The 26,156-nt window shown below is 34.0% G+C and carries 30 protein-coding genes; 25 read left to right on the plus strand and 5 right to left on the minus strand.

The window, feature by feature from the left end; genetic code table 11:
* Positions 1-309: 309 nt before the first annotated feature.
* On the plus strand, positions 310-1,935 hold the full coding sequence (locus AC0L0O_RS09815) for an ABC-F family ATP-binding cassette domain-containing protein (RefSeq protein WP_000633862.1): 1,626 nt from the start codon (positions 310-312) through the stop codon (positions 1,933-1,935).
* Between the two features lie 516 nt (positions 1,936-2,451).
* Positions 2,452-4,425, plus strand: coding sequence for a lipoteichoic acid synthase (gene ltaS, locus AC0L0O_RS09820; RefSeq protein WP_473785745.1), 1,974 nt, complete (start codon positions 2,452-2,454; stop codon positions 4,423-4,425).
* Positions 4,426-4,484: 59 nt separating this feature from the next.
* On the opposite strand, the gene AC0L0O_RS09825 is transcribed toward ltaS, so the two are convergent.
* The 3 genes from AC0L0O_RS09825 to AC0L0O_RS09835 all read right to left on the minus strand — a co-directional run bounded on the left by AC0L0O_RS09825 (position 4,485) and on the right by AC0L0O_RS09835 (position 6,916).
* Positions 4,485-5,156 (minus strand): TerC family protein, encoded by a 672-nt coding sequence (locus AC0L0O_RS09825; RefSeq protein WP_000346934.1) that lies wholly within the window; start codon positions 5,154-5,156, stop codon positions 4,485-4,487.
* Between the two features lie 110 nt (positions 5,157-5,266).
* Positions 5,267-5,929, minus strand: coding sequence for a DUF3841 domain-containing protein (locus AC0L0O_RS09830; RefSeq protein ID WP_000637713.1), 663 nt, complete (start codon positions 5,927-5,929; stop codon positions 5,267-5,269).
* Between the two features lie 159 nt (positions 5,930-6,088).
* Entirely contained in the window at positions 6,089-6,916 is an 828-nt protein-coding gene (locus tag AC0L0O_RS09835; RefSeq protein ID WP_000551418.1) for a peptidoglycan-N-acetylglucosamine deacetylase, read from the minus strand.
* A 217-nt stretch (positions 6,917-7,133) separates the two neighbouring features.
* Here AC0L0O_RS09835 and AC0L0O_RS09840 point away from each other — a divergent pair, with 217 nt between their 5' ends.
* The 10 genes from AC0L0O_RS09840 (at position 7,134) to AC0L0O_RS09885 (ending at position 14,245) form a co-directional block, all read left to right on the plus strand.
* Entirely contained in the window at positions 7,134-7,394 is a 261-nt protein-coding gene (locus AC0L0O_RS09840) for a lipoprotein (protein WP_001106984.1), read from the plus strand.
* A 365-nt stretch (positions 7,395-7,759) separates the two neighbouring features.
* Complete coding sequence (locus AC0L0O_RS09845) at positions 7,760-8,443, plus strand: DNA alkylation repair protein (RefSeq protein ID WP_000923442.1); 684 nt, start codon at positions 7,760-7,762, stop codon at positions 8,441-8,443.
* Positions 8,444-8,459: 16 nt separating this feature from the next.
* Positions 8,460-9,161 (plus strand): nucleotidyltransferase domain-containing protein, encoded by a 702-nt coding sequence (locus AC0L0O_RS09850; RefSeq protein ID WP_000646309.1) that lies wholly within the window; start codon positions 8,460-8,462, stop codon positions 9,159-9,161.
* A gap of 15 nt (positions 9,162-9,176) precedes the next feature.
* Positions 9,177-9,722 carry a GNAT family N-acetyltransferase gene (locus AC0L0O_RS09855; RefSeq protein ID WP_001982219.1) on the plus strand — a complete coding sequence of 182 codons (546 nt, stop codon included), beginning with the start codon at positions 9,177-9,179 and terminating at the stop codon, positions 9,720-9,722.
* Between the two features lie 34 nt (positions 9,723-9,756).
* Positions 9,757-10,257, plus strand: a complete 501-nt coding sequence (locus AC0L0O_RS09860) for a GNAT family N-acetyltransferase (RefSeq protein WP_000620350.1) — start codon at positions 9,757-9,759, stop codon at positions 10,255-10,257.
* Between the two features lie 15 nt (positions 10,258-10,272).
* Positions 10,273-10,794 (plus strand): DinB family protein, encoded by a 522-nt coding sequence (locus AC0L0O_RS09865; RefSeq protein WP_000654215.1) that lies wholly within the window; start codon positions 10,273-10,275, stop codon positions 10,792-10,794.
* Positions 10,795-10,863: 69 nt separating this feature from the next.
* The gene (locus AC0L0O_RS09870; protein ID WP_000643660.1) at positions 10,864-11,802 is read left to right on the plus strand and encodes a DMT family transporter; all 939 of its coding nucleotides are present in this window, start codon (positions 10,864-10,866) and stop codon (positions 11,800-11,802) included.
* Positions 11,803-11,858: 56 nt separating this feature from the next.
* Complete coding sequence (locus AC0L0O_RS09875; RefSeq protein ID WP_001053183.1) at positions 11,859-12,266, plus strand: GNAT family N-acetyltransferase; 408 nt, start codon at positions 11,859-11,861, stop codon at positions 12,264-12,266.
* Between the two features lie 99 nt (positions 12,267-12,365).
* Positions 12,366-12,977, plus strand: coding sequence for a hypothetical protein (locus AC0L0O_RS09880; RefSeq protein ID WP_038357096.1), 612 nt, complete (start codon positions 12,366-12,368; stop codon positions 12,975-12,977).
* A 20-nt stretch (positions 12,978-12,997) separates the two neighbouring features.
* A complete protein-coding gene (locus AC0L0O_RS09885; RefSeq protein ID WP_000287851.1) occupies positions 12,998-14,245 on the plus strand; it encodes a glutathionylspermidine synthase family protein in 1,248 nt (415 codons plus the stop codon).
* A 52-nt stretch (positions 14,246-14,297) separates the two neighbouring features.
* Here AC0L0O_RS09885 and AC0L0O_RS09890 read toward each other — a convergent pair whose 3' ends face one another.
* Complete coding sequence (locus AC0L0O_RS09890; RefSeq protein WP_000709423.1) at positions 14,298-14,747, minus strand: hypothetical protein; 450 nt, start codon at positions 14,745-14,747, stop codon at positions 14,298-14,300.
* A 171-nt stretch (positions 14,748-14,918) separates the two neighbouring features.
* On the opposite strand from AC0L0O_RS09890, the gene aacC reads away from it, so the two are divergent.
* The 13 genes from aacC (at position 14,919) to AC0L0O_RS09955 (ending at position 25,011) form a co-directional block, all read left to right on the plus strand.
* The gene (gene aacC / locus AC0L0O_RS09895; protein ID WP_140157313.1) at positions 14,919-15,716 is read left to right on the plus strand and encodes a BA2930 family N-acetyltransferase; all 798 of its coding nucleotides are present in this window, start codon (positions 14,919-14,921) and stop codon (positions 15,714-15,716) included.
* Positions 15,717-15,731: 15 nt separating this feature from the next.
* Positions 15,732-16,421 (plus strand): phosphopantothenoylcysteine decarboxylase domain-containing protein, encoded by a 690-nt coding sequence (locus tag AC0L0O_RS09900; protein WP_000676708.1) that lies wholly within the window; start codon positions 15,732-15,734, stop codon positions 16,419-16,421.
* Between the two features lie 123 nt (positions 16,422-16,544).
* Complete coding sequence (locus tag AC0L0O_RS09905; protein ID WP_000400627.1) at positions 16,545-17,018, plus strand: tetratricopeptide repeat protein; 474 nt, start codon at positions 16,545-16,547, stop codon at positions 17,016-17,018.
* Between the two features lie 12 nt (positions 17,019-17,030).
* The gene (locus AC0L0O_RS09910; protein WP_473785746.1) at positions 17,031-18,110 is read left to right on the plus strand and encodes a hypothetical protein; all 1,080 of its coding nucleotides are present in this window, start codon (positions 17,031-17,033) and stop codon (positions 18,108-18,110) included.
* Positions 18,103-18,597 (plus strand): NUDIX hydrolase, encoded by a 495-nt coding sequence (locus AC0L0O_RS09915; protein ID WP_001057908.1) that lies wholly within the window; start codon positions 18,103-18,105, stop codon positions 18,595-18,597. Before AC0L0O_RS09910 ends, AC0L0O_RS09915 begins: the two co-directional genes overlap by 8 nt.
* 103 nt (positions 18,598-18,700) lie before the next feature.
* Positions 18,701-19,210 (plus strand): ribonuclease FAU-1 family protein, encoded by a 510-nt coding sequence (locus tag AC0L0O_RS09920; RefSeq protein WP_001037853.1) that lies wholly within the window; start codon positions 18,701-18,703, stop codon positions 19,208-19,210.
* A gap of 208 nt (positions 19,211-19,418) precedes the next feature.
* Positions 19,419-20,009, plus strand: a complete 591-nt coding sequence (locus AC0L0O_RS09925) for a TetR/AcrR family transcriptional regulator (protein WP_000822631.1) — start codon at positions 19,419-19,421, stop codon at positions 20,007-20,009.
* Positions 20,006-20,734, plus strand: coding sequence for a hypothetical protein (locus tag AC0L0O_RS09930; protein ID WP_000699953.1), 729 nt, complete (start codon positions 20,006-20,008; stop codon positions 20,732-20,734). The genes AC0L0O_RS09925 and AC0L0O_RS09930 overlap by 4 nt, the downstream gene beginning before the upstream one ends.
* A gap of 227 nt (positions 20,735-20,961) precedes the next feature.
* Complete coding sequence (locus tag AC0L0O_RS09935) at positions 20,962-21,717, plus strand: ABC transporter ATP-binding protein (protein WP_000218627.1); 756 nt, start codon at positions 20,962-20,964, stop codon at positions 21,715-21,717.
* A 17-nt stretch (positions 21,718-21,734) separates the two neighbouring features.
* On the plus strand, positions 21,735-22,721 hold the full coding sequence (locus AC0L0O_RS09940; protein ID WP_000276941.1) for an aliphatic sulfonate ABC transporter substrate-binding protein: 987 nt from the start codon (positions 21,735-21,737) through the stop codon (positions 22,719-22,721).
* 16 nt (positions 22,722-22,737) lie between these two features.
* Positions 22,738-23,586 (plus strand): ABC transporter permease, encoded by an 849-nt coding sequence (locus AC0L0O_RS09945; RefSeq protein WP_473785747.1) that lies wholly within the window; start codon positions 22,738-22,740, stop codon positions 23,584-23,586.
* Positions 23,587-23,662: 76 nt separating this feature from the next.
* On the plus strand, positions 23,663-24,775 hold the full coding sequence (ssuD, locus tag AC0L0O_RS09950) for an FMNH2-dependent alkanesulfonate monooxygenase (RefSeq protein ID WP_000422284.1): 1,113 nt from the start codon (positions 23,663-23,665) through the stop codon (positions 24,773-24,775).
* Between the two features lie 143 nt (positions 24,776-24,918).
* Entirely contained in the window at positions 24,919-25,011 is a 93-nt protein-coding gene (locus tag AC0L0O_RS09955) for a putative holin-like toxin (protein ID WP_001289320.1), read from the plus strand.
* Between the two features lie 229 nt (positions 25,012-25,240).
* Here the strand turns inward: AC0L0O_RS09955 and AC0L0O_RS09960 are convergent, their stop codons facing one another.
* Positions 25,241-26,062: an HNH endonuclease gene (locus AC0L0O_RS09960; protein ID WP_000189687.1), complete on the minus strand. Its 822-nt coding sequence runs from the start codon at positions 26,060-26,062 to the stop codon at positions 25,241-25,243.
* Between the last annotated feature and the right edge of the window lie 94 nt (positions 26,063-26,156).

Genomic DNA, 26,156 nt, shown 5'->3' on the forward strand with positions numbered 1-26,156 from the left:
TTAGTTTACTATTTATAATGCGAAATGCATACAAGTTATTGTATTATTTCAATTGATAAACATAATGCTCCAATTATAAATGTTTTTTCAAAATGAATCCTCTTTAAAACGTGTATGTAACTTTAATATAATTAAAAACAAAGGTTTTATTCGAGTTTGGAAAGAAAGGAATAGCAATCAACCGTTGCTATTCATCCAGCTTCTACTATATAATAGCTATAGTCTACAATAATTGAGTCGTAATATGCGATTTTTTAAGACAATCGGTGAGAAAACGCTGAAATAAGCGGTATTAGTAGGAGGACACAAATGATTACAGTAAGTAACGTTAGTTTGCGTTTCGCGGATCGCAAATTGTTTGAAGATGTTAACATAAAATTCACGCCAGGTAACTGCTACGGTTTAATCGGAGCAAACGGTGCTGGTAAATCAACATTTCTAAAGATTTTATCTGGAGAAATCGAACCATCAACAGGTGACATACATATTACGCCAGGTGAGCGTCTAGCAGTATTAAAACAGAACCACTTCGAATACGAAGAGTTCCCAGTATTAGAAACAGTAATTATGGGTCACACGCAACTTTATAAAGTAATGCAAGAGAAAAATGCCATTTACATGAAAGAAGACTTCAGTGATGAAGATGGTATGCGTGCTGCTGAACTTGAAGGTGAGTTCGCTGAGCTGAACGGTTGGGAAGCTGAGTCAGAAGCTGCAATCTTACTAAAAGGACTTGGTATTGGTGAAGATCTTCATGATAAGAAATTGTCAGAATTAACTGGGGCAGAGAAAGTAAAAGTATTACTTGCTCAAGCATTATTCGGTAAACCTGATATTCTATTACTAGATGAGCCTACCAACCACTTGGACTTAAAAGCGATCCAATGGTTAGAAAACTTCTTAATGAACTTTGAAAATACAGTTATCGTTGTATCCCATGACCGTCACTTCTTAAATAAAGTATGTACGCACATGGCTGATCTTGATTTCGGTAAAATTCAACTTTATGTTGGTAACTATGACTTCTGGTATGAGTCAAGCCAATTAGCTTTAAAATTAACGCAAGATGCTAATAAGAAAAAAGAAGAGAAAGTAAAAGAGTTACAAAACTTCATTGCGCGCTTTAGCTCAAACGCATCTAAAGCGAAACAAGCAACTTCTCGTAAAAAATTATTAGATAAAATTACTTTAGATGATATTAGACCATCATCTCGTCGTTACCCATTCGTTGGCTTCACACCTGAGCGTGAAGTAGGAAATGACTTATTAACTGTTGAAGGTCTTTCTAAAACAATTGATGGGGAAAAAGTGTTAGATAATGTGTACTTCACTTTAAATAAAGGTGATAAAGTTGCATTTATCGGTCGTAACGATATTGCAATGACAACATTATTTAAAATTCTTATGGGTGAAATGGAGCCAGATAGTGGTTCATTCAAATGGGGCGTTACAACTTCTCAATCTTACTTCCCAAGAGATAACTCTAAGTACTTTGAGAACAGTGACCTCAACTTAGTTGAATGGTTACGTCAATTCTCTCCACAAGATGAGTCAGAAAGCTTCTTACGTGGTTTCTTAGGCCGTATGTTATTCTCAGGTGAAGAAGTTAAGAAGAACGTTTCTGTATTATCTGGAGGCGAAAAAGTTCGTTGTATGTTATCTAAAATGATGTTAAGTGGTGCGAACGTAATCACACTTGACGACCCAACGAACCATTTAGACCTTGAGTCTATTACAGCACTAAACAACGGTTTAATCGCATTCAAAGGTACAATGTTATTCACATCTCATGACCATCAGTTCGTACAAACAATTGCAAACCGCATTATCGAAGTAACGCCAAACGGTGTAATCGATAAAGAGGCTACTTACGATGAGTTCTTAGAAAATGAAGAACTTCAAAAACAAGTAGATGCAATGTACAAAGGTCAATAATAAATGAGGAAAACCTCGCTCTCGTTTTGAGAGCGAGGTTTTTTTATAAACTTTATTTTATGGATTGTGAATAATTATTCAAAAATAATTTTATTGAAGGAAAGAGATTTGAATGTTGTACATAGAAAAATGGCTGAAGCATAAATAGTTGAGGAAATATAATATACATTGAAAAAATAAATGTGGTCAATTGTGAATTTAATAATATTACATTAATGTTCCAGAACTGGAGACATATTTATTTGCGAAGCAGTGAATAAAAGTATATAGTATGTGATGTCATAATTAGTGGATGAATCTTGGGAGTAAACAGGAAATGTTACAAATTTATTTTGTTAAATAGAAACCAAGGTCAAAATGTCCAGAAAGAAATAGTTGAATAAATACTAGCTTCAAATTATAATTACTAGTATTCTTCATATAGTTAAATAAATAAAATCTATTTGAAGATAAAAAATTGAATAGAGAGACAGACTTATAAAAAATAAGCCTTGGATGATCAAAAGAGGTGGAGAAATGAAACAATTCTTATTAAAGAGCAAAAGTGTGCTAAGCAATCATTTTGGATTCTTTCTGTTTGCCGTTATTTTATTTTGGCTCAAAACATATGCGGCTTATGTAACAGAATTTAATTTAGGTATTTCAAATACAATTCAAAAATTCTTGCTGTTTTTCAACCCGCTTAGTTCAGCAGTGTTATTTTTAGGACTTGCATTATTTGCAAAAGGGAAACGATCTTATATTTGGTTAATTGTTATCAACTTGTTATTGTCGATTCTTTTATATGCAAACGTCGTATACTATCGCTTTTTCAGTGACTTTATTACGTTCCCGACGTTGACACAAACGAATAACTTTGGAGATTTAGGTGGTAGTATTGTTGCGTTGCTACATCTTTATGATCCGCTATACTTCTTAGATACAATTATTTTAATTGTGTTAGTTGCAACGAAATTTGCAAATCCAAAACCAATTCGTGTTGCGAAATATAAAGTATCACTAGTATTTGTAGCAGGTATTTTATTATTCAGTGTTAACTTAGGACTTGCAGAATCTGACCGTCCTGAATTATTAACAAGAACGTTTGATCGTAATTATATTGTGAAATATTTAGGGGCATATAACTATACGATTTATGATGGTATTCAAAGTGCGAAAGCATCAACGGAAAGAGCGTTAGCTGATGGAGATAATATGACGGAAGTAAGAAATTATTTAACATCAACTTACGCAAGTCCAAATCCTGAGTATTTCGGTAAAGGTAAGGGAATGAACGTAATTTATATTCATTTAGAGTCATTCCAAAACTTCTTAATTGATTATAAATTAAACGGTCAAGAAGTTACGCCGTTCTTAAACTCATTTACAAAAGATGCGAATACGCTTTACTTTGATAACTTCTTCCATCAAACAGGACAAGGGAAAACGTCTGATGCGGAGTTTATGTTAGAGAATTCTATGTTTGGTTTACCACAAGGATCTGTATTTACAACGAAATCTCATAACACGTATCAATCAGCACCAGCAATTTTAGGACAACAAGGATACACATCAGCTGTATTCCATGGTAACTATAAAACATTTTGGAACCGTGATGATATTTATAAATCATTTGGTTTTAATAAATTCTTTGATGCTTCATACTATGATATGAACGAAAAAGATGTAGTAAACTATGGATTAAAAGATAAACCATTCTTTAATGAATCCATTCCGTTATTAGAAACATTGAAACAACCGTTCTATACGAAGTTTATTACGTTATCGAATCACTTCCCGTATCCAATTGATAAAGAGGAAGCGACAATTGAACCAGCGAACACAGGTGACTCATCTGTAGATACGTATTTCCAAACAGCACGTTATTTAGACGAATCTGTAAAAGGTTTCATCGATTACTTGAAGCAATCTGGTTTATATGATAATTCTATTATCGTTATGTACGGAGACCATTACGGTATTTCAGATAATCATAACGCAGCAATGTCAAAAGTAATGGGTAAAGAAATTAACTCGTTTGAAAATGCACAGTTACAGCGTGTACCTTTAATCGTTCGTGTACCAGGTGTGAAAGGTGGCGTACAACATCAATACGGTGGTGAAATTGATGTTCTTCCAACTCTTTTACACTTACTAGGAACAGATACAAAAAATTATGTTCAATTTGGTTCAGATTTATTATCACCAGATCATAAACAAGTTGTTGCGTTCCGTAACGGCAACTTCGTAAGCCCAACAGTTACTGCACTAAACGGCAAATATTATGATACAACAACTGGAAAACCTGTAGAATTTACAGATGAAATAAAACAAAATGAACAAATGGTTCAAAACTCGTTAAAATACTCTGACCAAGTCGTAAATGGTGACTTATTACGATTCTACACACCGGAAGGATTTACACCGATAGATCGTTCGAAGTATAACTATAACAATCGTGATAAAAAAAAAACGAAAGTAAAAACGGCTCCGGAAGGGGAAGCTAAATAAATAGCAAAAGACACTATTCATATGAATAGTGTCTTTTGTTTGTAAATATAACATCATCATCAGATAGAACCATCTGTTGCTTTTTGTTTTGCCTTTCCGAAAAAAACTACACCGGCAATGATGATAATGATGAATGCCCATTTTATGAAAGGGTTACTTTCGAAAAATGCAGCGAACCATTTTTCATCCACAATCATTTTCGCAGCGGTATAAGCTAAAACAGCTGCTCCAATCGTAATGATGATAGGATACCGGTCAACCCATTTTAAAATTAATGTACTGCCCCAAACTACTACTGGAATTGAAACTAATAGCCCGATGATTACTAAAGAAAAATTGCCATGCGCAGCTCCAGCAACAGCGAGAACGTTATCAATTCCCATCAATGCATCAGCAATGATAATGGTTTTAATAGCAGACCAGAAACCTTCTTCTGCTTTAATATCATGATCTTTGCCTTCAGCAATTAATTTGTAAGCGATCCATATAAGGAGTACACCACCAATTAGTAGTAGCCCTGGTATTTTTAGCAACCAAACGACAACTAAAGTAGCGAGGGCTCTAATCGCGATTGCCCCTATAGTTCCCCATATAATAACTTTCTTTTGTTGATCTTTCGGTAATCGTCTTGCTGCTAATCCAATTACAATGGCATTATCACCTGCTAACACTAAATCAATTACAATAATGGCAAGCAAGGCTGACAAATATTCAGCTGAAAGAAAATCCATATACATCCCCCCTTAAGAGTAATATGTGCTAAAGTGTTGATAATATAAAAAATAGGATTGAATTTGTATATTCAATCCATAATTTCTTACTGTATTTTGATCAATCTGTTTTAATTTCGTATAAGTCGCTTTTGCACTCTTTTTTGCTTTTCGTTTCTTTTTCTTAATTTTCGATTCATCTTTTTAATACGGTTTTCTTTTCTATTATCCCAGTTATCACTTCTGATTGTATGAATAGATGTATCTTCCTTAGCACGAAAACGTCGTACTTTTTTTACGAAGGAAAGGGGGATTTTTCCGATAACCCCTTGTTTTTCTAACGAATCCTCTTTATCTAGATACCAATCAGGATGTGATAATAAATAGTCGAAATTGAATATGATCCCGTATTTTTTATCCATATATATATACCATTCATCTAAAGTACACTTATTTTTTGTATGTAAATATGTTGAGCCATCAGTCATAGCACAGCACCAATAGTCAAAATAGCTCCATAGTACCCATTCTTTCGGTACATCTAGTGTTAAAATTACCATTTTTGAATTTTTTCTACCCCAAGCTTTATGATTTCGGTTTGGGTAATTATTTGCTTCCCAGACCCAAATAGGATAGTTACCTTCGTAATGAGGCAATTTTGTTTTAGCAACGCGCACCATCCAGTCATATGAATATATATCGTCTGAATCGATAAATTCTTTATTACCTTCTAAATAACCAAGTTTCTTAAATTGCTTCCAAGCTTCTTCAGTTTGAACTGTATATACGATCATAATTGCACCTACTTATTTAAACTAAATTATAGTATAGCATGTGATTTTTAATTTGTATTGATATTAGAGAAGGGGGAGTTGAGTCGTAGTATATGAGGAGTAATTCCTAAAACGATAAAAAGACTTGATCACCAAATAAAGGAAATCAAGTCTTTTTCATTACATACGATTATCATGCCAGAAGTTTAATGGGAAGTGTTCGTTCTCACTATAGGCTTCTAATTCATATCCTTTTTCTTTCAGCCCTTTAATGATACCAGGTACTGCTTTTACAGATTGTGGATGAATGTCGTGCATAAGGATAACTTCTGTCGGCTTGTTTGCACCATTGATAACGTTTTCTACAATTTTAGCTGATGCAGCGTCAACAGGCATTTTGTTATATCTCCAGTCTAATGAATCAATTGTCCAATCCCAAACTTTTAGCCCATTCTCAACAACTTTGTTACGAAGCGCTTCGTTTAATCCTGGCATTGAGCCGTAAGATGGACGAGTTAATACTGGCGATTTACCTAGAACGCCAGCGATTAATCCTTGGTCTTCTTTCATCTCATCTACATAATGACCTTCTGTGTAAAGTTTCTTGTAGTTATGAGTCATACTGTGCATCCCAACGTAGTGGCCTTCAGCATCTTCGCGTTTTACAAGATCAGGGAAAGCTTTTACATTTGAACCAATAAGGAAGAATGTTGCTTTTGCATTTTCTTTCTTTAACATATCTAAAAGCTCAGCTGTGTATTTTCCAGGACCATCATCAAATGTTAAATAAGCTACTTTTCTAACTTGCCCATTATATTGTTTAGGAGCTTCTTTCGGTGCAAGAGATGATTGAATTTCACTTACAAGTTGAACAGATTTTGCTTCATCCTCTGTACTTGCTAGAGCAGTATGTGCTGATCCTAAAGCTGCTTCGTATGTAAATAATACCCCCGCGCAAATCAGCATAGCCCTTTTCATTAAAGTTGTCATTCGAATTCCATTGTGCATAATTTTCCTTCTCTCTATAAAAGTTCTACTCTACTATATTAGCAATTATAGGTATGGAAATGCAAAAAAACTTTTTTACAAGCGCAAGAAAGTTTGTAAAAAAGTATGCAAGATTTTAAAGGAATGGCATTTTTGAAGAAACGTCATAAAAAATTGGATAAATTGAATTATAAGTTGGAAACAATACAGGAGATATTAATTTTAGGAGGTGCTTTAATTGAATTATAAAAAAATGCTTTCTATATTTATGACGAGCATATTTACGGTAGGATTGTTAATTGGTTGTAACCCAGCTCCAAAAGATGAAAAGGAGCCAGATCCAACGGAGGAACCTTCTGAACAAAGACAGGAGGAAAAAAATGAAAAACAAGATCCTGCTAAAGAACAAAATAATGAGTTAAACAAAAAGGATGAACAAGAACCAGATCCAACAGAAGAGCCATCTGAGGAACAAAAGAAGAAAAAAGAAAATGAGTAGTCGAACAGTAATGAATTGTATAGCTTAACACATCAAATATTTTCGGAAAACATAAACCACTTTTCGCTCAAAAAGGAAAGTGGTTTATAATTGTATATGGGCTAATGAGTGTAAAAAATATAGATAGCCAAACTTATTTTCATCTTAATATGCGTAACTTATAAAGAAAAGAAGCTGTATACCATACTTATTAGATGAAAAAATATATTTTCTTGCGAATAAAAAAGGAGACGGTATATTTTTTGAATAAATTTAAAATTTCACATACCGCATTTTAAAAATACATATAGGAAAACCAAAAAGTAATGTAGAATGTATCGTACATACATATATGAAGTCAACATAAAAAATAAAGAGGTGGGTATATGTTACTTGAAGAAGTAATGCAGCAACTAGAGGAATATGGAACAGAACAAAATCGTAAAACGTATAAAAACCACGGAGCGAAAGAGCCACTATTCGGAGTTAGTTTTGCTAATTTAAAATTGTTAAAAAAGAAGATAAAAAAAGATCATGATTTAGCAATTTCATTATGGGAAACAAAAAATATGGATGCAATGACTTTAGCAACAATGATTTTAGATCCAAAGAAAGTTACGACAGAACTGTTAAATAAATGGGTACAGGAAGTTGATTATTATTGTTTAATGGACGTTTTGATGACGGCTATTTGTACGTCGCCAATTGCGATAGAAAGAATGGAAGAATGGACAAAGTCTGATGATGAATGGATTGGACGAGCAGGCTGGTCTTTATTAGCAAATATAGCGATTAAAAATAAAACGTTACAAGATGATTCCTTCTCTCCTTATCTAGAAGAGATTAAAGAAAATATACATAATGAAAAAAATAGAAAAAGAGAAGCAATGAATAGTGCTTTAATTGCGATAGGAATTCGTAATGAAGACTTAGAGCAAACAGCGATTGAAATTGCACGTGAAATTGGAAAAGTACAGGTTGATCACGGGGCAACGTCATGCAAAACACCAGACGCAGAGTCGTATATAAAAAAAGCGAGAGAAAGAGCTGAAAAAAAGAAAATGAAATAAGAAAAGGGGAACGGTTATGAAAGCAATGGAAGCGGCACAAAGCATAATTACATCACACTTTCCGGATTGTGATGTAGCTTTACTTGGAGGAAGCGTTGCAAGAGGAGAAGCGACAAAAACATCCGATCTGGACATTGTAATAGTTGATCAAAGTTTAACGTCTTGTTATCGAGAATCTTTCTATAGTAATGGCTGGCCTGTTGAAGTGTTTGTACATAATTTTGAAACGTATAAAACCTTTTTTAAAATGGATTGCGATCGCGGGAGACCTTCGTTACCACAATTAGTTTCAGAGGGGATTGTATTAAAAGGTGAAAATGAAATTGTTGAAAAACTAAAAAGAGAAGCAAGTGATTTACTAAATAAAGGACCAGCTAAATGGACCGAAGAAATGATGAAGCAGAAGCGGTATTTTATTACGGATACTTTGGATGATTTTATTGGTGCATCAAAAAGAGAAGAAGAATTGTTTATCGCGAATTTATTAGCTGATTTATTACATGAATATGTATTAAGAGTAAATGGGAAATGGCTTGGAAATTCAAAATGGTTTATAAGGGTACTTAGAAAATATGATGAACAGTATGCAGATCAATTTGTAGCGGCGTTCGATCATTTTTATACAACGGGAGAAAAAAGTAAATTAATTACTTTTGTAGAAAAAACGTTAGAACAGTATGGAGGAAGAATGTTCGAAGGGTTTTCTATAGGAAAATAAAAAGGGGATAGCACAATGAATGTTCCATTCGTTCAATTAAGAGAACTGACGCTAGATGATGTAGAAGACCGATATCAATGGTCATTAGATACAAAAGTAACAAAACATTTAGTTGTACCAGATCAATATCCACCGTTCACTCTTGAAGATACAAAACAATGGATTGAGGCATGTATAAATCGAAAAAATGGTTATGAACAAAGGGCTATCACTGCAGAGAACGGCATACATATTGGATGGGTAGATCTTAAAAACTTTGATAAAACAAATAAAAATGCAGAATTGGGAATCGCGATTGGTAATAAAGAATACTGGGGTAAAGGGTATGGAATAGCCGCCTTATATAGTATGTTACATGTAGCATTCTTTGAATTTGAATTAGAAAAAGTATGGCTACGTGTAGATGAAGATAATTTACAAGCTAGAAAGAGCTATGAAAAGGCTGGTTTTGTATGCGAAGGGTTAATGAGAAATGATCGATTGCGTAAAGGTCGGTTCATTCATCGCTATCGTTATAGTATGTTAAGAGAAGAATATCAACCTTTAATTAGTAGTTTGTAAAAATATTATGTCAACTTAAAAGGGATGGAGAAATATGATTCGATTACTTACGAAAGAAGATGCAAAAAAATATTGGGGCTTACGTTTACAAGCATTACAAGTAAATCCAGAGGCATTTGTAACAACTTATGAAGAGGCGATTCGTCAAGAAAATCCGATTAAGCGAGTGGAAAGTAATTTAACAGCTGCTACTAGTTGTACATTCGGTGCTTTTAATGAAGATCATCAATTAGTTGGAGTTGTCACTTTACTAACAGAAGAGAAAGAAGCATATAAACATAAAGGGCATATCGTTGCGATGTATGTAGATGCAAGCAATCGAAGAAGTGGCCTTGCACGTGAGTTAATATGTAAGGCAATTGAAAGAGCAAAAGAAATGAACTTGGAACAATTGACATTAGGTGTTGTATCCACTAACGAGCCAGCAAAAAGGTTGTATGAATCAATGGGCTTTAAAACGTATGGGATTGAAAAGAGAGCTATAAAGATGAATGGTGTGTATAGTGATGATGAACATATGGTTTTGTTCCTTTAAAAGAGGGAGTTTACTATGAAAGATCTCTATTTAGAAAAAAATATGAACCCGCAAGTAGCAATTCTATATGCGACAGTTGCCGATACATTTAAACGGTTGCAAAAGTTAGTAGAGGGTACTGATGAGAAAGAACTGTCTTTTAAAGGGTTAAAAAATAATGAAAATAGTATTGGACAACTACTTCAACATTTAGCAGTTGTCGATTTGCATTGGGTATACCGCTTAAAAGGAGAACCCGTTCCACTGGCACTTGATAATATATATGGACCTATGTTAAATGAAGCAGGAGAGCTGCCCAGTTTAAGAAAACATACATTGCAACAATTAATGCAAGATTATGAAGCAGTGCAACATATGTTTTATGAGGAATGTATGAAACTAACAGAAAATGATTTAACACGAGAGGTTTTTTATGAAAAGGGAGAAAATGCGACTATAAGGTGGGGAATATGGCATATAGCTGATCATAATCGGTACCATCAAGCTCATATTAGTCAGTTAAGAAAACTATATAGAGCTAGAATGCATACGAGATAAAGATTTCGAATTTTAATTATATTTAATTTGTTGTATAGTATAAGAAGAAACTAAACAAGGAGTTTTATAATGAAAGCTATTGCAGTAGGGATATTGGCATCATTTTTCTTTGCCTTTACCTTCGTTTTAAACCGGGCAATGGATCTAGAAGGCGGAAGCTGGATTTGGAGTGCATCATTACGGTACTACTTTATGGTTCCAATGCTTTTACTTATTGTCATGTATAGAGGAAACTTAAAGCAACTCTTTCAATATATGAAAAATAATCCGAAAGATTGGTTAGTGTGGAGTATCGTTGGATTCGGTCTCTTCTATGCACCACTTAGTTTTGCTGGAGCTTTTGGACCTGGTTGGCTCGTTGCATCAACATGGCAAATTACAATCGTCGCAGGGATTTTGTTAACACCATTTTTTGCGGTAGATCCGTTACATAAAAAACTCCCAATGAAGGAATTAGTTATGTCGGGTATTATTTTATGCGGTGTTGTACTTATGCAAGTAGAACATGCTTCTTCATTAGGAATTCGTGAAACCGTTCTATGTGTCGTTCCAGTACTTATTGCAGCTTTTGCGTATCCTCTTGGCAATCGAAAAATGATGCAAGTTTGTAAAGGGGAGTTAGATGTATTCCAGCGAGTTCTTGGTATGACATTAGCAAGTTTACCATTTTGGTTTTTACTCTCTGGTTATGAAGTATCAACAGGCGGGCTACCGTCAAGTAGCCAAGTTTTCCAATGTTTTATTGTAGCAGTTAGTTCTGGTTTAATCGCAACGGTATTATTCTTCTTTGCGACAGATCTTGTAAAAGATGATCCACAAAAACTAGCAACAGTAGAAGCAACTCAGTCAGGTGAAGTTTTATTTGCGCTAGTAGGAGAACTCATCTTACTATCTGCACCAATTCCGTCATCTTTATCTTGGATTGGTATGAGTCTAGTTATTATCGGAATGATACTACATAGTTATGTAGCAGTCGTTGTGAAAAAAGAAGAAAAAATAACTGCGTAATGAGATTAGCTCTTTTTATAAAGAGCTAATCTTTTTTCGTAGAAAGGGATGAAGAAATGAATTTGCAACATGTTGAACAAATTGAGAAAGATTCTATTTTAAATGTACTACAATATGCAGTTGGACCAAGTGAAACGAGTTTAAAGAAAGCAGTTTTATTTTATGAAAGGAATAAAGGGACATTGTATAGATATGAAGAACAGGCTTGTATAGGTATTGAAATAATAGGAGCAAATAAAGCAAAAATTCGCCACATAGCAGTCATTCCGCAATATCGTCATAAAGGGATTGCGTTGCAAATGATAAAGGAAGTAGTAAGAATACACCAATTGACGTATCTCGAGGCAGAGACAGACGATGAGGCGGTAGAATTTTATAAAAGAATTGGTTTTCAGGTTAGAACTTTAGGAGAAAAATATCCAGGAGTTGAAAGATTTCATTGTTACTTGGAAAAGGAGCAATGAAAATATACATATTGAGTATGGTTTGAAAAAAGTAATAATAACATTATATAATATAGGTATCTGGAAAAATATAGATAAAAGAAGATGGGTGTATAACACATGAGAATGGATAAAAGTAAATTTATAAAAATTGCTACTTCAATAGGAGTATCATCTTTTTTATTAACGGGCTGTGGCGATTATGAAGAAGAAACTGCCCAGCAAGAAAGTACTGCTGTTAAAACAGATGGTGCGAAACAAGGAAATGAACTAGAAACATTAAATTGTGATGATAAAGCCCCAACTAATGAAAATGTAGAAAAAGATGAGTTATGTAAGGAAAATAATCCATCGTTTTCATCGTATAATGAAAATTCACATTTACCTATCCTCCCGTTCGTTGCAGGATATTTATTAGCAAGCAGAACCTCAAATATGAATTATTCAGCAAAACCAAATGTACTGAAGAAACCATATACGAACAATATTATTCCTTATCGTGAAAAAGATGAGCGTAGAACTGGTGGTAGTGGTGGTGGAGGGTATTACGGCGGAACTAACAGTAACAATAATAATTCTTCCAATAAAGTAGATTTAAATAAACAGCAGCCAAATCTATCAAATAAAGTAACACCAGATACAAATACGCCGAAATCATCTACGACACAAACGCCGAAAGTGAATTCTGGTTCTAGTGGAATTGGGAACGCAAAAGCGCCAGCAGGATCCTAAAATGAAAGGATAATGGAGTAATGTATACAGAACAAGAACAGAAAGATTATATGAAAGTATGGTTTTCACTTGCAGAAGAGGCTGGTCGGAATGGGTTTACTTGGCCGAGTCTATTAGAAAATGAAGAATGGAATCAATATATGGCAACAGGTATGTATCGTATGCCAATAAAAACTTATACTGCTATTTCAAAAGCGACAGAAGAAATTATGTATGTGCTATATAGAACGTATCAATATATTCTCAATACGACAAAAGATTTTCAAAAACTAGGATTTCCAGCTGAAACGTGGGAAATTGCGAGAATGAAACATACAGGTTTGTTTTCATATTTTACAAGGTTTGACTTTATCGTAAATGGTGAAGATATAAAGTTAATAGAAGTAAATTGTGATACACCCACAGGTTATTTAGAGCCATCTGTCGCAAATGAAGTATTATGCCGTTATCACGATGTAAATCATCCAAATCATATAGAAGAGCATATTGTGCAGGCGTGGGAACAAATTAAACATGACTATGGTATAGATCCTAGAGAAACGATTTATTTTACGAGTTATGATTGGCATGATGAAGACCATCAAACGGTTCAATTTTTAAGAAGCTATTGCTTAGATCAGTCAACGGATTATATAGGTATACAAGATATCGTCGTGGCAGATGATGGTATATATACGCCAGATGGTGAGAGAATTCATTATTTATATAGACTATATCCAATTGAATATTTAGTTTCAGACGCTGATAAAAACGGGAAAAGAATTGGACTCCAGTTTTTAGATCATATAGCGCAAGGCAGAGTGAAAATCATTAATCCACCAGCTGCTTTTCTTATGCAAAATAAAAGTGTACTCGCATTAATTTGGCAACTTTACGAAGAGGAAGTTTTCTTTGAGGGAGAAGAGCGAGGAATCATTCAGAAATACTTCTTACCGACATATTTTACAAATAAACCGTTTATAGAAAGAAATGAATCATATGTTTCTAAACCTTTATACGGCCGTGAAGGCGGAGGAGTATCTATATACGAAAATAATGAACTATTAGCTGAAGATAAAACAGAGTATTACTTTGAACAGCGGAAAATATATCAGCAATACGTAGAAATGCCTGACTATACGATTGACACGTGGGACGGTCCATATACTGGTAAACTATTAATTGGTTCACACTGTATTAGCGGGAGAGCTGCTGGTTTATTTTTACGTGTAGGTGAGAAAATAACGGGAAACTTATCGATGTTTACTGGAGTTACAATTGAAGGATAAATGAAACAAAGAGCTTATCATTTTTGATGAGCTCTTTGCTCATATAGCGTTTTTATTGCTGTGATGTAACGCTTTCATTTTTCTTCATTTCAAAGATTTTGTTTCCATCTTCATCTACAATTGTAATAAAGTCTCTAAGTTTTGGTACACCAATATACATGACTGGGTTTTCATCTTTTCCTTTACTTTTCTCGATATGCAAGACGATAACAGATTTGTCTTTTTCATCCTTCACTTCTTTTACTGTAATTTTATCATTTTTGTAATTCGTTCCAAATGTTAAATATATCATTCTTTTACCTTCGCTAATACTATCATTTGAGTAATGTACCATCGTTGGATCTTCTTGTGCTTTTTCATATAAATTTGATGGGCCAAATCCAATTTTATTATATCTGGATTTTTCTATTACCCAATAATCTTCATATTCATTTTGAAAAGAAACACATGCGCTTAAGAAGACGAGTCCAAATAGTAGAACAGAGAATAAAGCTTTTTTCATTTGTTCACCTGCTTTTGTTATTTCAAATCAATACACCATAATTTAGCTGATATCTTTGTAAGTATATTACCATTTTTTTATGTTCATAAAAACGATTAAGTTAAAAATTAAGAAAAATATGATAATATATGTATGTAGTAGTTTAAAACAAATGGGGGAACAATTGTGAAAATGAATGACATAGTGGCAAGTACGCAATTGCCAAATACAATCAAAACAATTACAAATGATTTAAGGAAATTAGGGTTAAAAAAAGGAATGACAGTTATTGTACATTCTTCGTTAAGTTCCATTGGCTGGATATCAGGCGGAGCAGTTGCAGTAGTAGAGGCGTTAATGGAGGTTATTACAGAAGAGGGAACGATTATTATGCCAACTCAGTCTTCGGATTTATCTGATCCGAAACATTGGTCAAGACCACCTGTACCTGAAGAATGGTGGCAAATTATTCGGGATAACGTTCCAGCATTTGAGCCACATATAACACCAACAAGGGCAATGGGAAAAGTAGTTGAATGTTTTCGTACATATCCGAATGTATTACGTAGCAACCATCCATTAGGAAGTTTTGCTGCATGGGGAAGACATGCAGAAGAAATAACGGAGAATCAGTCACTATCGATGAGTTTAGGAGAAGAATCTCCATTAAGAAAAATATACGATCTAGACGGATACATATTATTAATTGGTGTTGGATATGATTCCAATACTTCTGTACATTTATCAGAAGTACGTTCTGGTGCATGTGAGTTAATAAAAGTAGGGGCACCTATTATAGAAAATGGTGAAAGAGTATGGAAAGAATTTGTTGATATGGATTACGATTCTGATAAATTTGTAGAAATTGGTGTAGAGTTTGAGCAAAAGGGAACTGTAACAATGGGGAAAATAGGAAACGCAAAGTGCCGTCTTATGAAACAACGTGATATAGTTGACTTTGGAACAGAATGGTTTCGTAAGAAAAATTAGTAAGGGATGGTTACAATGAAGGGGAAAAAGGTATTAATTACAAGCGGTGGTTGTTTAGAAAAATGGGATCAAGTACGCGGACATACAAATATGGCAAAAGGAACAATTGGAAGAATAATCGCCGAAGAGCTTATAAGTAAAGGGGCCCATGTTATATATTTACATGGTTATTTTGCGGAGAAACCGAATGATATAAACAATCAATTAGAATTACACCCATTTGAAGGGATTATTGATTTACGAGATAAAATGAAAAGTATCATTACGCATGAAAAAGTCGATGCGGTTATTATGGCAGCGGCTGGATCTGATTGGGTTGTGGACAAAATTTGTGATCAAGAGGGCAATGTTCTTGATATGAATGGAAAAATCTCAAGTGATATAGCGCCAATTATACATTTTCAAAAGGCACCGAAAGTATTAAAGCAAGTAAAACAGTGGGATTCAGAAACTGTACTCGTTGGCTTTAAACTTGAAAGCGATGTAAATGAAGAAGAACTGTTTGAAAGAGCGAAAAATAGAATGGAAGAAGCAAAGGCAAGTGTAATGATTGCAAATTCACCACATTCTTTATATTCGCGCGGAGCAATGCACTACGTAATTGGACAAGACGGTAAAGGGCAGTTATGTAATGGAAAAGATGAAACAGCGAAAGAAATTGTCAAAAGGTTAGAAGTACTATGTAATCACGTTACTGCTTTATAATTTCAAGTATTTGGATAAGAGTGAATCTGCATAGTATATATTGGTAAGCGAAACTTTTTGCTTTGATACAAACGTTAACCATTCAATATGGATACATAGAATAATTGGTGAGGAGTGAATTCTATGGAACATTTATTAAAGCAAGCTATTAAACTCCGGAAAGAAAAGAAATATGCGCAGTCTAAAGAGATACTCATTGGATTAACGAACTTTACGAGGGATGCAGAAGTACTTTATCAATGTGCATGGATACATGATGTAATGGGGCTGGAAACAGAAGCTATGCCGTATTATGAACAGGCGATTGCAAACGGTCTTGAAGGCGAGTCGCTTTGCGGGGCATATATCGGTCTTGGTAGTACATATCGTTGTATAGGTGAGTATGACAAAGCAATTACTGTTTTAGAAACAGGTTTGCAGCAGTTTCCAGATAATGATGTGATGAAAGTATTTTTGTCATTAGCGAAATATAATGTAAACGATCATGAATCCGCGATGAAATTATTACTTGAAACAGTCGTAAAAGTAGAAGAGGTTAAAGAATTTGAACGTGCTATTTCATTTTATAAAGACCATTTAAACGAGGTTTATAAATAGAGGAGTGAATGTATGAGTGTCACACTTTCGCGAAGGCGAAAAGGTATATGGATTGGACTCGTATCTTTAATCTTGTTATCAAACTATTTATTATATGCTCTTCCGATTGTACCAGCTGCTCCGAAAGAAGTTGTCCTTGGATCAATATTAGATTGTATGTTTGTAATTCCAATCATTACGTATTTCTTTATTATTCGAAAAAGGTACTCGTTAACATATATATTTCCTGTTGTAATAGCTGGTTATATATTTGCAAGATTTATTATTCCAAGCGACTATTTACAAGCTTTTTCATACGTTTCTTATATTATAGTTGCAGGAGAAATTGCTTTTGTATGTTTAGAGTTATTCCTTCTATATAAAATTGTTAGAAAGCTTCCTAACATAATAAAAAAATATAAAGAATATAAAAGTGAGTATTCTTTATTTTCTTATGCAATTGATGCTGCGTTTGAAGCCACTATGAAAAGAAATAAATTAGTAGATATCATTGTAACAGAGTGTAAGTTAATCTATTATGCATTTTTATCGTGGCGTGAAAAAGTGCCAGAAGGTGAATCCGTATACTCATATCACAAAAAGACTGGTGCAATAGGTGTATATATCATGATCATCCATGCAACCTTAATAGAAAGTATCGGTTTTCATTATTTGCTTCATCAATGGAATCCAGTAATAGCATGGATGTTATTTATTTTAAACGTGTATGCAATGTTTTATTTTTTAGCTGAAATACAAGCAATGCGAAAAAATCCAATTATTATTGCGGAAGAAAAGATAATCATTCAAATTGGGTTAGGAAAGAAAATTATTATACCATTTGCACAAATTGATACAATTACGTTTTATAAAGGGGAACTTTTAAAGAAAGAGAAAGAGAAAGAGAAAGAGAAAGAGAAAGAGAAAGAGCTTCTTGACGCAACGGTGATGGAATTTATAAAGGAACCTCCAACATTTGAAATAATACTTAAAGAGCCAATGAAAGCACAATTGTTATATGGATTTTCTAAAACAGTAAGTCGTGTTCACTTAAATGTTGATGAGGAACGGAAGTTTTATGATGCGGTTACGGAGAAGTTAAAACGTGAATAATGCTACTAATTTTCATCGTGCGTTTGGTGTGTACGGCATTTGTATCGAAAACAATCACATATTAGTAATCGATAAAATGAAAGGTCCATATAGAAATCGGTATGATCTACCTGATGGTAGTCTAGAAGATGGAGAAGCATTATTAGCTGGACTTCATAGAGAGATAAAAGAGGAGACCGGGCTAAATGTAACGGTAGTAAAACAAATAGGTACAATTGATTTTCAATTTCCATCAAAGTTCAAGGAGTACACACATGTACATCATATCGCAGTTTTCTACGGTGTTGAAAGGTGCGGAGGTGAATTCGAAGTACCGGAACAATTTGAAGAACAAGATTCATCAGGAGCTAGATGGATTCCTATCGAAAGCATTACAGAACGCAATTCATCTCCGCTTGTATGTAGTGCAGTAGAGTGGCTGAAATCAAATGAGCTTCCATTAGAAGTAAAAAAATATGAAACATGGAAAGTGAAAAACTCCTTCTAAAATAAGAGGGAGTTTTTATTGTGTATTTGGAGACCAAACACTTCTTTATCACTATATAAATGGATATAATTAAAGTTAGAAATAGCATAAGGGGAAACAAATCATGAATAAATTACTAACACTTAAAAGTAAAATTGTAGAAAGAAAAATCCGATATGACTCGACAATAGTAGATCATACTTGCTTATTACTTGAAAAGCAGTTGCAAAGTATCGTGCTATTTCATGAGGTTCAGTATTCATTTACAATGACTGCACATCGTGCGAGTTTAACAATCCCAAAAGGAAGTTACACCATTGCATACTATTGGGAAGATCGTCCGTACAATTTATACATATGGAGAGATAAAAATGGAATGTATGTAGGCTCTTATTTTAATGTTGTAAAAAATACGCAAATAACAGACGAACTAGTGTCATTTGAAGATTTAATTATTGATATTTTAGTACTTCCAAGCGGAGAATATTTTATTTTAGATGAGGATGAGTTACCTGAGCCTTTAGATGGTTTTGAGGGCGGCTATGTGAATGAAGCTCTTAATGTATTGGAGGAAATCATTCAAAAGATGCTTCCTCAAATGATTGTAGAGACAGAAATGGTATGGTTAAACTAAAGTGCAATTGATTTGAAAAGAAAATATGTGTTTAATGAAATTGAGTAGTCTTAAGTTATATGATCTAACTTTTTTGATAAGTCTAAGGTTAGATGTATATTTCTTGAGATTACTCTTTTTTGTGGAAACTAATATTGACTGAATATAGTTCAGTCGTTTATGATTGAATCAGATTCAGTCGAAGGTAAAACATAGTAGGAGATGACCTATGAAAAGAATATCAAAAGAACCAGATGTTAGAAGGCAAGAGTTGATGGATATTGGTTTTGAACTATATATGAAAAATGGTATGAAAGGATTTGGCATAAAAGATGTTGTGAATCATGCAGGCGTAGCAACGGGCTTATTTTATTATTACTTCAAGTCTAAAGAGAATTTTGTTGATGAAGTATTAAATGATTTTATTGTGAAAAATATGGAGTTAATTGAAGAAATACTTATTTCTAATGAACGGTCTGTCATGCAAAAGCTGAAAGATTCTCTAAATATATTTTGGACATTTATCGAAAAATTAGCACCCTATAAAAATGTGAGTTCGTTTCAGACGGAACAACATTTTCAACTGGAACAGAAATTATTTACGCGAATGCAGCCATTAATTCGACAAGTAATCGAAGAAGGGGTGAAAACTGGGATTTTTAATACTGATAACTCATTATTAACATCAGGATTTATTTTATACGGTCTTAGCAGTATTGCTCATTCAGAGGTGAATTTGAATCTAGACACGAAGCAAGAAATGATTAATTTAGTATTAAATACACTACGATACGATCAAAGTGAAGGAGAATGTATATGAAAATTATGATTGATGGAAACAATATTTCGAATGAACAACTTACAAAGTGGAAAAGAGAACGTATAAAAAAAGTTTTCAATACATTAGGACATAAAGAGCCAGATTTAATTGATACAGACGTTATGATAAAAAAACTAACAGAACTAAAATTAAATTATTCATACAATGAAATGTATGATAAGTTAAAATCTAAACTTAAATTAAGTGAAATGGGTATGCGTATTTGTACTGTTTTATCTGGCGATAGACGAAAATTTTCAAAAACAAATATTTATGTAGATGGGATTACAGCAGAAGAAGCGATAAATGGGATTGATAGTTTTATGCTTGAACAATCACGTGAAAATGATCAAGTGAATTTATCAGCTTGTCCCGATCACTATGTACTAAGACCCTTTGGTGAAAACGAATTAGAGGTTATCGAAACTACTGGTAATTCTCCGTTTCCAGTTCAATTTTTTATTGTTTTTGGTGACGAAACGGGATTGAAGACACCTAGAGATAAGACTTATCAATATCAATCAACAGGTGTTGCACGTATGAAAGACGGTACCACTATAGGTGGAGTTCGACATCAATTCAAAGATACAGATACTGGAATAGAAGTAAGTCTAGTTGTAGAGTTCCCAGCGCTTTGTCCTAATAGTCTTATTAAATCACATCAAATGCATTTAGCATGTGAGTTTTCTTATTGGTTACAATGGATTAAGAGCGATAAGAAATAGCTTTCGATTACACAACAGTCAAGAAGTTTAAACAAATCGTTTGTATGTTTTAATAAAACCTAGTTGACTTATCGGAAATATTTGTATAATATGTAGTTAATTCTATAACGTATTGCTGATTGGAGAAACCAAAGGCATTTTATCTATTGATAAAATGCCTTTGGTTTTTTTATTACATAAATACTGAATCTATTCATTTAGATGAATCATTTCAAGGAGGGGAAGAAGTGACTGTTTCAATTAATGAGGTATCAAAATATTTTTCGAAGCAAACTGGTACTGTTCAAGTATTAGAGAATATTAATTTTCAATTAGAAAAAGGGGATTTTGTTACAGTAATTGGTCCGAGTGGTTGCGGGAAAAGTACATTATTAAAAATTGTTGCTGGTTTAGACAACGATTTTGAAGGTGAAATCATTATTGATGGGGAGCGCATAACAAAACCGAGTAAGAAGCAAGGATTTATATTTCAAGAGCATCGTCTGTTTCCGTGGTTAACAGTTGAAGAAAACATTGCAGCTGATTTGTCATTAAAAGATAAGTATGTGAAGGATAAGGTAAAGGAATGGGTTGAAATTGTTCGGTTAGATGGTTTTGAAAAATCATATCCGAAAGAAATATCAGGTGGAATGTCACAACGCGTTGCGATTGCAAGAGCTTTATTAAGAGACCCAAGTGTATTATTACTCGATGAACCTTTTGGAGCACTGGATGCGTTTACGCGAAGTCATTTGCAAGAAGTATTGCTGAATATTTGGGAGCAAAAGAAAACGACAATGATATTTGTTACACACGATATAGATGAAGCGATATATCTTTCAAACCGAATTGTCATCATGAGTGCAAAGCCAGGAGAAATACATAAAGTAATTGAAAATAATTTGTCTTACCCGCGAAATAAAACTTCTCAATCATTCCAACAGCTTCGAACGAAAGTATTACAGCAGTTTGAGCATGGAGGATTGATTCAAACAAGTATATAGGGAAAGGGTGAGTATTTATGTATAAGAAATTTAAAGTACTTTCTTTTACTTTAGCTATATCTTTATTTTTATTCGGATGTGAAAAAAGCACAGCAAGTAGTAAGAAAGAAGATGTAACAGTGCAAATTGGTATTCAGCAAGGATTAAGTCCGCTCTTACTGGCACAGAAAAAGGGCTGGTTTGAAGAAGAATTCAAAAAGGAAGGAGTTAAAGTGAAATGGACAGAGTTTCAAAGTGGTCCTCCTTATTTTGAAGCAATTGCATCAAATCGATTAGACTTTGGTGAAGTGGGGAACTCCCCGGTTATTTCAGCGCAAGCAGCAGGTATTGGATTTACTGAAATTGCAAATACAAGCTATGCGAGAAAAGGAACAGGGATTCTTGTACAAAAGGATAGTAAGATTACGAGTATCAAAGAATTAAAAGGTAAAAAAATTGCGGTGGCAAAAGGAAGTAGTGCTTTTAATTTATTGTATCGAGCGCTTGATAAAGAAGGTATCAATGCGAAAGATGTAAATGTTATTCAACTACAACCAGATGAAGCGCAGCCAGCATTTGAATCAGGGTCAGTAGATGCGTGGGCAATTTGGGATCCTTTCATATCGTTACATACGGTAAATAAAGGAGCGAAGGTGATTACAGATGGTGAACGATTAAATGTATCTTCTCCAGAGTTTTTAATTGCGAGAACAAAATTTGCGAAAGAGCATCCAGAATTAGTTGAGAAATTCCTTAAAGTATATGAAAAAGCACGTGTATGGCAAGATGAAAACTTGGATGAAGCAATAAAAATATACACTTCTGCAAAGAAAATAGATGCAGAGATTGTAAAAGAAGTGTTTAATCACGACAAACCCATCTTAGTTCCGGTAACGAAAGAAATAGTTGCAGAACAGCAACAGACAGCAGATTTTCAATATAAGCTCGGTTCTATAAAGAAAGAAATTAAGACAGATAAAGTTGTAGATAATTCTTTCGTAGAAAAAGCGTTAAAGGCGAATTGAAAAGAGGTTTTATAAATTGGAGAATACGAAAGCGGTTATTAAAAGGGCGAGTATAACGATTGAGAAAAACAATGTAAAGAAAGTACAGAAGACGAATATCAAATTTTTGATAAGGGCAATTACTATACCGATTATTATATTAATAATTTGGCAATTGGCTGGCGTATTCGGTCTAGTTTCTAAAACAGTTTTACCAACGTCGCTAGATATATTTGTAGCTTTTCAAGAACTTATAAAAACAGGAGAGTTATTCGGTCATTTAAGTATTAGTGTATTCAGGGCTGCGGCTGGTTTCTTTATTGGCGGGAGTTTAGGAATTATTTTAGGAACAATTGTTGGATTTTCAACGAGAAGTGAGCAATATTTAGATCCGTCAGTACAAATGTTAAGAACTGTGCCCCACTTAGCTGTTGCACCGCTTTTCGTATTATGGTTCGGTTTTGGAGAAACATCAAAAGTGTTATTAATTGCGGACGGTGCATTTTTTCCTTTATACGTAAACGCGTTTCTAGGAATACGTGGTGTAGATTCAAAGTTATTTGATGTTGCGAGAGTTTTAGAGTTTAGTAAAAGAAAATTAATTACAAAATTAATTTTACCTGCCACATTACCGAACCTATTACTAGGAGCAAGATTATCATTAGGAGTTGCATGGGTGAGTTTAGTAGTAGCAGAACTTATGGGATCTACAGAAGGTATTGGCTATATGATAATGGATGCAAGGCAATTTTCAAATACAGATATCGTATTTGTCGGTATTATCATCTTTGCATTCGTTGGGAAGTTTTCGGATTCACTCGTACGTTTACTAGAAGTGAAATTCTTAAGATGGCGAGATGGTTTTAAAGGGGAGACAGGGAATTAATATATAAATTATTAGGGGTAATTTATATAGAGTGCTTTAATATACGTTTCAAAATAATAAAGGGGTGTGCAAAAAAATGGAATTATTATGGTTTATTCCGGCTTATGGAGATGGTAGATATTTAGGTACAACAAAGAGAGGAAGAGCAGCTGAGTATGGTTATTATAAACAAGTCGCACAGGCAGCTGATTATTTAGGATATACAGGCGTGTTACTTCCAACTGGTCAAGGTTGTGAAGATCCATGGGTGTTAGCGTCAGCTCTTGCAGCTGAGACAGAAAAGCTAAAATTTTTAGTAGCAGTTAGACCGGGACTAATGTCACCGACAGTTGCAGCAAGGATGGCATCTACATTTGATAGAATTTCAGACGGGAGACTACTGATTAATGTAGTCGCTGGAGGAGATCCAGTTGAATTACAAGGAGATGGATTATATCTTGAACATGATGAAAGATATGAAGCAGCTGATGAGTTTTTAAAGGTTTGGAAATCGACATTGCAAGGTGAAACCATTTCATTAGAAGGGAAACATATGAAAGTTACAGATAGTAAAGTTGTGTTCCCGCCAGTTCAAACGCCATATCCTCCTATATATTTCGGAGGATCATCCGATGCTGGAAAGGAAGTTGCGGCTGAACATAGTGATGTATATTTAACGTGGGGAGAGCCGCCAGAGCAAGTGAAGGAGAAAATAGAGGAAGTAAGAAAGCTGGCAGAAGAGAAGGGGCGTTCAGTACGATTTGGTATCAGGTTACACGTAATTGTAAGAGAAACAGAAGAAGAGGCATGGGAAGAGGCAGAACGTTTAATTCAATATGTAGATAATGAAACAATTGAGCTTGCTCAAAAAACATTTGCGAGATATGATTCAGTGGGACAAAAACGAATGACACATTTAAATAAAGGAACAAGGGAGTCGCTAGAGATAAGTCCTAACTTATGGGCTGGCATCGGGCTTGTAAGAGGTGGTGCGGGTACTGCGCTTGTTGGAGATCCGCATACAGTAGCAGAGAGAATAAAAGAATATGAAGCGTTGGGAATTGATACATTTGTTTTATCTGGATATCCGCATTTAGAAGAGGCATATGAAGTGGCCGAACTGTTATTTCCTTTATTGAAAGAAGATAAGAAACAAGAAAATAAAATTGTTGGTGAAATGATAGCTGATGCATATGCATTAAAAAAATAGTGAGAAATAAAAAAACTCGCAAGTAAATCACTTGCGGGTTTTCATCGTAAACTATTAGAAAATATGGTAAAATTAAATAGTAACTTAAGGTACGGTTGGTTGTTCAATTATCACTTCTCCAAGTAGGAGGGGGGTGATAATAAGTGAGTGAAATAGCGTTGTTACTGCAAGGTGGACTGTTTCTCGTTGCATTGTTAACGTTCGTCGTCGTTTTAATAGACAAGCTCAAAAAATAACAACCCACCTATGCCAATAGAATGTGGGTTGTTTTGTTTGTAAGAAACAAATAGGATAAATGAACAATCCAATCTGCTAAGTTACGTGGACTAGTGTGTAGCCGCACACTAGTCTTTTTTATTTATATACAATTTATAATTGGTTTATGTGATTGTATTGTTCTTTTCATACTTATTATAACACAGTGTCTTTTCATCAAGAAAGGAGACCGTATGTTCTGTTTTGCGGTTAAATAGAAGGTGCTTTTTCTTTAAAGAGCCCGTCCATATACTGTTTTAAAGTTTGGACATAAAATTTTTGTTCATTTACATTATTTACTCCGACAATTGGTGATGGAAGTTCATATCTTTTTTCTGATAAATGAACGACAACGTCAAAAATATCAAATAGACGAATGAAACAGAACAGGCCATCTTTATCACTTAATAAAATAAAGTAATGGTTTTCGCTATTTGTATTTAATGTATTCCATAATGAACTTTTGCTTAAATCGCGAACAATGCTCTTTTCTTTTAATTCTATGAAGTCGGCATTTGATAGAATGTTAGAGATATCGATCGCATCTGGATCTTCAAAATAGCCATCGACTGCTTGTACAGCGAAAGTATAAGCCATTTTTAATACACTCATTTTATACTTACGGTTATCTAAAAGTAATTCACGTTGAATAGAGCTAGCTACTTTCGTTACACGTTCTTCTTTCCAAATTTCATTATGTAGTGAAATATCGTGCTTTTTACATAGTTTCATAATTAATGCATTGGAATAAAGTATTTCATCGCTTACTTCAACAATATCTGTCTCAGCGGCCGCAAGTTCCTCACCATGCTCATTTGTATAGAGGGGGGAGTCAATCTGTTTTTTCATTTGCTCAATCTTAAATTGACTTAATTTATGCCGAATTAAGGGGCGATCAATATTTGTTGTCATTTGTTCATGACAAGTATCACAAATGGAGTTTGTGAAATAATATCCACATAATATTTCTGGGATGACATATTGTTCACTAAGTTCTTTCGTATCTTTTCTGCAAATGATGCATTGTGTCATTTTTATCACCTTTACCTGCAAATTTGTATGTAATCTCATTGTAGTGTATTTATTGGTATTTTGGAATATTGTAAAGGAAAATATTATGTGAAAT

Source organism: Bacillus sp. GS3m_15504, from assembly GCF_055825275.1.

What these genes read in the sequence shown, in the direction of transcription:
- AC0L0O_RS09815 (WP_000633862.1), top strand. Translation starts at nt 310, where the DNA reads ATGATTACAGTAAGTAACGTTAGTTTGCGTTTCGCGGATCGCAAATTG.
- ltaS (WP_473785745.1), top strand. Translation starts at nt 2,452, where the DNA reads ATGAAACAATTCTTATTAAAGAGCAAAAGTGTGCTAAGCAATCATTTT.
- AC0L0O_RS09825 (WP_000346934.1), bottom strand. Translation starts at nt 5,156, where the DNA reads ATGGATTTTCTTTCAGCTGAATATTTGTCAGCCTTGCTTGCCATTATT.
- AC0L0O_RS09830 (WP_000637713.1), bottom strand. Translation starts at nt 5,929, where the DNA reads ATGATCGTATATACAGTTCAAACTGAAGAAGCTTGGAAGCAATTTAAG.
- AC0L0O_RS09835 (WP_000551418.1), bottom strand. Translation starts at nt 6,916, where the DNA reads ATGCACAATGGAATTCGAATGACAACTTTAATGAAAAGGGCTATGCTG.
- AC0L0O_RS09845 (WP_000923442.1), top strand. Translation starts at nt 7,760, where the DNA reads ATGTTACTTGAAGAAGTAATGCAGCAACTAGAGGAATATGGAACAGAA.
- AC0L0O_RS09850 (WP_000646309.1), top strand. Translation starts at nt 8,460, where the DNA reads ATGAAAGCAATGGAAGCGGCACAAAGCATAATTACATCACACTTTCCG.
- AC0L0O_RS09855 (WP_001982219.1), top strand. Translation starts at nt 9,177, where the DNA reads ATGAATGTTCCATTCGTTCAATTAAGAGAACTGACGCTAGATGATGTA.
- AC0L0O_RS09860 (WP_000620350.1), top strand. Translation starts at nt 9,757, where the DNA reads ATGATTCGATTACTTACGAAAGAAGATGCAAAAAAATATTGGGGCTTA.
- AC0L0O_RS09865 (WP_000654215.1), top strand. Translation starts at nt 10,273, where the DNA reads ATGAAAGATCTCTATTTAGAAAAAAATATGAACCCGCAAGTAGCAATT.
- AC0L0O_RS09870 (WP_000643660.1), top strand. Translation starts at nt 10,864, where the DNA reads ATGAAAGCTATTGCAGTAGGGATATTGGCATCATTTTTCTTTGCCTTT.
- AC0L0O_RS09875 (WP_001053183.1), top strand. Translation starts at nt 11,859, where the DNA reads ATGAATTTGCAACATGTTGAACAAATTGAGAAAGATTCTATTTTAAAT.
- AC0L0O_RS09880 (WP_038357096.1), top strand. Translation starts at nt 12,366, where the DNA reads ATGAGAATGGATAAAAGTAAATTTATAAAAATTGCTACTTCAATAGGA.
- AC0L0O_RS09885 (WP_000287851.1), top strand. Translation starts at nt 12,998, where the DNA reads ATGTATACAGAACAAGAACAGAAAGATTATATGAAAGTATGGTTTTCA.
- AC0L0O_RS09890 (WP_000709423.1), bottom strand. Translation starts at nt 14,747, where the DNA reads ATGAAAAAAGCTTTATTCTCTGTTCTACTATTTGGACTCGTCTTCTTA.
- aacC (WP_140157313.1), top strand. Translation starts at nt 14,919, where the DNA reads ATGAATGACATAGTGGCAAGTACGCAATTGCCAAATACAATCAAAACA.
- AC0L0O_RS09900 (WP_000676708.1), top strand. Translation starts at nt 15,732, where the DNA reads ATGAAGGGGAAAAAGGTATTAATTACAAGCGGTGGTTGTTTAGAAAAA.
- AC0L0O_RS09905 (WP_000400627.1), top strand. Translation starts at nt 16,545, where the DNA reads ATGGAACATTTATTAAAGCAAGCTATTAAACTCCGGAAAGAAAAGAAA.
- AC0L0O_RS09910 (WP_473785746.1), top strand. Translation starts at nt 17,031, where the DNA reads ATGAGTGTCACACTTTCGCGAAGGCGAAAAGGTATATGGATTGGACTC.
- AC0L0O_RS09920 (WP_001037853.1), top strand. Translation starts at nt 18,701, where the DNA reads ATGAATAAATTACTAACACTTAAAAGTAAAATTGTAGAAAGAAAAATC.
- AC0L0O_RS09925 (WP_000822631.1), top strand. Translation starts at nt 19,419, where the DNA reads ATGAAAAGAATATCAAAAGAACCAGATGTTAGAAGGCAAGAGTTGATG.
- AC0L0O_RS09930 (WP_000699953.1), top strand. Translation starts at nt 20,006, where the DNA reads ATGAAAATTATGATTGATGGAAACAATATTTCGAATGAACAACTTACA.
- AC0L0O_RS09940 (WP_000276941.1), top strand. Translation starts at nt 21,735, where the DNA reads ATGTATAAGAAATTTAAAGTACTTTCTTTTACTTTAGCTATATCTTTA.
- ssuD (WP_000422284.1), top strand. Translation starts at nt 23,663, where the DNA reads ATGGAATTATTATGGTTTATTCCGGCTTATGGAGATGGTAGATATTTA.
- AC0L0O_RS09960 (WP_000189687.1), bottom strand. Translation starts at nt 26,062, where the DNA reads ATGACACAATGCATCATTTGCAGAAAAGATACGAAAGAACTTAGTGAA.